5 protein-coding genes and 1 pseudogene are annotated in these 6,000 nt (G+C 53.0%); 4 read left to right on the forward strand and 2 right to left on the reverse strand.

Annotation, left to right across the window (positions count from 1 at the left end):
• The first annotated feature begins 539 nt into the window (after positions 1-539).
• Positions 540-1,610 (forward strand): methyl-accepting chemotaxis protein, encoded by a 1,071-nt coding sequence (locus tag AC5EFR_RS17310; protein ID WP_493577010.1) that lies wholly within the window; start codon positions 540-542, stop codon positions 1,608-1,610.
• Positions 1,611-1,685: 75 nt separating this feature from the next.
• Here AC5EFR_RS17310 and AC5EFR_RS17315 read toward each other — a convergent pair whose 3' ends face one another.
• On the reverse strand, positions 1,686-1,940 hold the full coding sequence (locus tag AC5EFR_RS17315) for a Crp/Fnr family transcriptional regulator (protein ID WP_493577019.1): 255 nt from the start codon (positions 1,938-1,940) through the stop codon (positions 1,686-1,688).
• An 87-nt stretch (positions 1,941-2,027) separates the two neighbouring features.
• Positions 2,028-2,507 (reverse strand): annotated as a pseudogene (locus AC5EFR_RS17320) (Crp/Fnr family transcriptional regulator); the annotation flags it as partial.
• Between the two features lie 111 nt (positions 2,508-2,618).
• Here AC5EFR_RS17320 and AC5EFR_RS17325 point away from each other — a divergent pair.
• The 3 genes from AC5EFR_RS17325 to AC5EFR_RS17335 all read left to right on the forward strand — a co-directional run.
• Positions 2,619-3,980, forward strand: a complete 1,362-nt coding sequence (locus AC5EFR_RS17325; RefSeq protein WP_493577020.1) for a cytochrome P450 — start codon at positions 2,619-2,621, stop codon at positions 3,978-3,980.
• Between the two features lie 20 nt (positions 3,981-4,000).
• Positions 4,001-5,146 carry an alkane 1-monooxygenase gene (locus AC5EFR_RS17330; protein ID WP_493577011.1) on the forward strand — a complete coding sequence of 382 codons (1,146 nt, stop codon included), beginning with the start codon at positions 4,001-4,003 and terminating at the stop codon, positions 5,144-5,146.
• 198 nt (positions 5,147-5,344) lie between these two features.
• Positions 5,345-6,000 (forward strand): tRNA ligase subunit PheS family protein (locus AC5EFR_RS17335; protein ID WP_493577012.1); only part of this gene is annotated, 656 nt, incomplete at its 3' end.

Below are 6,000 nucleotides of genomic sequence, written 5' to 3' on the forward strand. Positions count from 1 at the left end.
GACCTGATCAACCTCAGGGCAAGCGGGGCTTGGTTTCTATTGGACGGAAAAAGGGTCGCAAACCTATGTTCACCAAAGGTTTAAACACGCCATCCGGCGACACTGAGTTCAAACTTCAACTCTTGGCAAGTTTGGCAATGGCACCTTGGCCTATGCTCGTGTCAGTGTTTCTAAATCCGGCGATCGCTTGGTGGCTATTTGCTGCTGCCAGCGTCACAGTTTCATGTCTCACGTTTGTTGCACGCCGCATGCCCAATACGATTGCGCCCTATGTCATTGCGTTCACGTTTGTTGCGCATTGTGTTTTGCTGACAATTTCCTTTGTTGGACACCCGTGGCAAATCGATTCTCATATGTTGTACTTTGTGGCGATCGCGGTTGCATCAACACTCTATAACGCCAAGGCACTGTTTTTCACCGCAGCTGTGATTGCGGTCCATCACTTATCCTTGACGGTTCTTTTTCCAGCGCTGGTTTACCCCGACGGAACATTGACAAGCAATCTTGGCCGAACGGTCATGCATGCCGTCATCGTGGTCATGGAAACCAGCATTCTGTTGGCGAACATCCTCAAAAAACAAGCCGCTGATGTTGAGGTGGAAACCAAACGGCAAGAAGCTGTTGCAAATGCAGAAATCGCACAAGACGCGCAAATGCAAGCACAGAGCAACCAAGAACAATCGGAACGCATTGTTTCAGTTCTGACCGAAAATCTGGCATTGCTTGCGGATGGTGATTTGACCTGTGAAATCTCGGAAGACTTCCCATCAAGCCACGCAAAATTGAAAGACGATTTCAATCGAACGATTGAGACTTTGAATTCCACAATGGAGAAAGTCGTCAATGTCGCAATCGGTATTCAAAGCGGGTCTCATGAGGCCGCACGCGCGTCTGATAAGCTGTCAAATCGAACTGAAAGCCAAGCCGCCACACTAGAAGAAGCTGCGGCCGCCCTAGAAGAATTGACAAATAGTGTCGCCTCGGCAGCAGAGGGAACAAAAACCGTAGAAACCAGTATCCTAAAAGCCAAAGAGGGCGCTGAGAACAGTGGGCATGTTGTCCAAAGCGCTGTCGAAGCCATGAACGAAATTGAAAACAGCGCAAGCCATATCAATCAAATCATTGGTGTCATCGACAATATCGCCTTCCAAACAAATCTTCTGGCTTTAAACGCCGGAGTTGAAGCCGCGCGAGCAGGAGAAGCCGGCAACGGCTTTGCAGTTGTGGCGTCGGAAGTCCGGGCGCTTGCCCAGCAATCAGCGGAATCGGCAAGAGAGATCAAAGCTCTGATTGGGAACAGTACGGAACAGGTCGATCATGGCGTGAAATTGGTTGGCAACGCCGGAGTAGCACTGGGCGAAATTGTGGGCCAAATCGGTGATATTTCCCGCCTGATGTCGACAATAACAAACGGCACAATCCAGCAAGCAAGCAGCCTAACGGACGTTAATGCCAGCGTGACACATCTTGATCGAGTTACCCAAGAAAACGCTGCGATGGCACAACAATCCAATCAATCTAGTCATAGACTGGATGGTGATGCCCGTTCGTTGTCACACCTCATATCGCAATTCAAACTACGAAAAACCCAAGGGCATGCCGCTGCATGATATGTCTTTTGATGTCGGACACGAAACGGTGTTTGGGTATCTAACACGACCGTTTCCCAGCCCTTTTGCGTCGGTCTAATCCCGAAACCACTGCAAGGTATGGGAGGTCGGCACCGACACATGGCGCCCAGAGATCGAAAAATACCCGTCCTTCTGGAGGCGGCCAACAAGACGCGATAAGGTTTCTTGTGGAACACCGATTAGATCGGCCAAATCTTTGCGGGACAACGGCAAATGCATTTGAATATTATTGTCCACTCGTTCGCCGTACCGGTCTAGTAAAGACACCAAAAACTGCGCCAGCCGCTCTTTGTTTGACTTAGTTGCCATGGCAATTATCTGTTGATGGCTATGATCGATTTCATCCACGCAACGCGTCGCTAGACGGGCCAAAACTTCTGGGCTTGTCTTTACCAAATGGCTAACATCGCGTTGCGAAACAACACAAAGACGAGATGGAACAATTGCCACAGCTTCAGTTTGATGCGGGCCAGATCGTAGAAACGACCGAAAACCAATAACATCCCCGGGGTAAGCGAGGCGAAGCAAGGTTGAAGACCCATCCTCTTGCAGGCTTCGCAAGGCTACCAACCCACGCGACACGCAAAACACACCTTTGTTGTCTTCGCCCTGCCCATAAGCCAATGCCCCCTGAGCGAGGTCTTTTCGTTTGAAGCCACGCGTCAGAAATTTGACCGACGCATGCGCAACCGGTTGCCAAACACTATCAGAATAGAAAGCACATTTTCCACATGGATGCTTTGCACGCAACGGATCCAAATGCTGCTCCCGAGTTTTGCACCTACGGGCGTGTTTTATAGCACTTTCGCAAACAAGTCGACGTGCCCTGAAGGGCATTGCCGACCTCTTTTTGGGAACAATCAGTTGCCAAACCATTTTGACGATCGTCAATGACGCTACTCCCTTGCCATGTCAGTTCCGAAGACACCTGTACTTGGCAAAGGACGCCTCGTTTTGCTCGACACGTTAAAAACAGCACGGCCGAATATTCCGCCCAAACCCAATGCGCGCAAAACCAAGGTCACACTCTTGAGCTATATACGTCTTTTCCGAAAAGACATTCTCTCGGCGCAACCGGCCCATCTATATCGCGCATGGATGGCAGAGATGAGGACACCGTTTTTTCGCTCTTTTTTGTGCAACGACCCAACCTTGGTCGAGTTGGCTCTTAGGTCAAGGCCTATGGATTTTCCCAAATCTGAACGTATACGCGTCGGGTTGACACCCCTTCTCGGGGACTCAGTTTTCATTTCAAATGGCGCTTTGTGGGCCCGGCAGCGCAGAATAATTGACCCGGCCTTTGAAGGTGGGCGATTGCGGACCATTTTCCCGGCGATGTGGGACAGCGGCGTCGCTGCGGTGGATCGGCTGGGCAACCTTGCAGACGGCAATCCAGTCGACATTGAAACACATACGAGCCATGTGGCGATGGACGTGATTTTTCGGACCTTGTTCTCGGTTCCCATCACCTACGATGTCGCTCTTTCCGCTTTTGCGGCCTTTCGCGACCACCAGAAAAGCCAACCTGTTGCCAATATCGCCGCGCTATTGCCATGGCCCAATTGGGTCCCGCGCCCGCAATCCCGCAAAGCACGAAAAACCGCCGCAACCATTCGGGAACTGATCAGCCAATTGGTGGCTGTACGCGCAACGCAAATTTCCAATGGCACTGCACCTGATGACCTAGCCACCAAAATTATGACCACGCCTGACCCCCACACCGGAAAGCTGTTTGAGACCAAAGAAATGATTGACCAAGTCGCCATTTTCTTTCTTGCCGGGCATGAAACATCGGCGGCGGCACTGTCTTGGTCGCTTTATTTGCTGGCTCGCTACCCAGAGTGGCAAGAAAAAGTCGCCACCGAGGCACAAGCTCATATAAATCCGGATAAAATCTATTTCTCGACCCTATCCAAGTTGCGTGTCTCGCGCGCCGTTTTTCGCGAAACCATGCGGCTTTACCCGCCTGTGCCGATGTATGTCCGCGAAGCCGCTTGCCCGGAAACATTCCGCGGCAGAAAGGTTCCAAAAGGATCTCAGGTGATCTTAAGCCCTTGGCACCTGCATCGGCATGAACGGCTTTGGGACAGACCCGATGAGTTTGACCCCCGGCGTTTTGACACACCAAACGGCAAAGACTGTTTGCGTTCGGCCTACATCCCGTTTTCCGCCGGAGCACGCGTTTGTCCCGGTTCTGGCTTTGCGATGGCCGAAGGCCCCTTGTTGTTGTCGATGCTCGTGCGTGCCTTTCGCTTTGTCCCGGCCGACACAGATGACCCCGTGCCGGTCGCCCACCTCACCGTGCGATCGGCCCAAGGTATCTACCTGCGCGTATTCCCCCGCCCTTAGCCAAATAAGGACCCGAACGAATGGACACAGCTCCGCAGATTCAAAATGGACGCCTGAGGGCGTGGCCGTATTGGCTGACATTGACCTTTGTGCCCTTGATCCTATTGGCCGTGATAAACGGCGGATGGGCAATTGCCTTGGTACCTTTTTACGGCTGGGTCTTGATGCCAATATTAGACGCCGTTTTCGGAAAGAATCTCTGCAATCCCGATCCAAACACCCCAGACTCAGACCTGTTTTGGTTCCGCCTTTTGACACTCATTTGGTTTCCCATCCAGTTTTCCATGGTCTTCGGAACGCTCTATTATGTGACCAAGGTCGCCGATTATTCACCCTTGGAAAGCTTGGGCATCCTATTCGCTATCGGTGTCACCACCGGCACGGTTGGTATCGTCTATGCCCATGAGTTGTTTCACAAATCTAGTTGGATGGAGCGAAATCTTGGTGATCTATTGATGGCGCTTGTGCTGTACGGGCACTTTCGAACTGAGCATCTACTGGTCCATCACCCCTTTGTGGGCACGCCTCGCGATACGGTCACCGCCCGCTACAACGAAGGTTTTTTACGCGCGTTTATTCGCATTCTCGCACACGGTCCCGGGTCTGCATGGCGGGCCGAAACGGCAAAACTTGCCCGCGCAAAGCGCAGCCCCTGGCATCACAGCAATCCGATTTGGAAATATGCTGCGGTGCAGGGATTTTTCCTACTTTTGGCTTATGCCATTGGCGGTGCGATAGGTGTCGGGCTTTTTGCGTTTCAGGCATTTGTCGCAATATGGCAGCTTGAACTTACCAACTATGTTGAACACTACGGCTTGACCCGAAAACACTTGGGCGAGGGCAAATATGAACCTGTCCAGGCTCATCACAGCTGGGACTCTGCCCATCATATTTCTGGACTATTGCTGATCAACTTGCAGCGTCACGCGGATCATCATTTGCATCCAATGCGGCGCTTTCCGCTGCTTCAGGTTTACAAGGAAACTGAGGTTCCGATGCTGCCAACAGGTTATCCGCCGATGACATTTCTAGCGATGTGTCCACCGCTTTGGCGCCGGGTGTTCAACCCCAAAGTACGGGACTGGCGACAACAGTTTTACCCTGAGATAGAGGATTGGACACCTTATAAAACCGGGGCACTCCCAATGCCGAAGGGGGCTGGCTGAGCCATCATCCGCCGTTACGAACTGCTCAGTACCCGTGCTTTGGGGTTTTGAGGTTGTGCTTTGAACCTGTGCTGGCACCAAACGGCGTTTGGCCAGTGTCGCATATCCTTAGCCCCAAGGAGCAATCTTCGTTTGAATACCCTTGCCACTTGCGGCCTGCCTCTGTAACCCGTCTCAGGCGTATTCTGGAGCCGTGACATGGATGATCTGAGAACCAAATATCTCGACCTTATCAACACCGCTGGCGATGAGGCCGCGCTCGAAGAGCTGCGGGTGCAGGCCGTTGGCAAGAAGGGCGAGATCAGCCTGCAAATGCGCTCATTAGGTAAAATGACACCCGAAGAACGCCAAGTTGCCGGCCCGGCGCTCAATGCCCTCAAGGATGAGATCAACGCAGCGCTTGCGGCGAAAAAGGCGGCTTTGGCCGATGCGGCGTTGGATGCTCGTCTGGCGAATGAATGGCTTGATGTGACGCTACCAGCCCGCCCCCAGAGGCAAGGGTCGGTCCATCCGATTTCACAGGTCACCGAAGAAGTCAGCGCGATCTTTGCCGACATGGGCTTTGCCGTGGCCGAAGGCCCGCAGATCGACACCGATTGGTACGTGTTTGACGCGCTCAACATCCCAAGCCACCATCCGGCCCGCGCCGAGATGGACACGTTCTATATGAACCGCGCCGAGGGCGACGATCGCCCGCCGCATATCCTGCGCACCCATACCTCGCCGGTTCAAATCCGCTCGATGGAAGCGCAAGGCGCGCCGATCCGCATCATCGCACCCGGCCGTGTCTATCGCGCCGATTACGACCAGACGCACACACCGATGTTCCATCAGGTCGAAGGCCTGTGCATTGG

This window comes from Pelagimonas sp. (assembly GCF_058892305.1).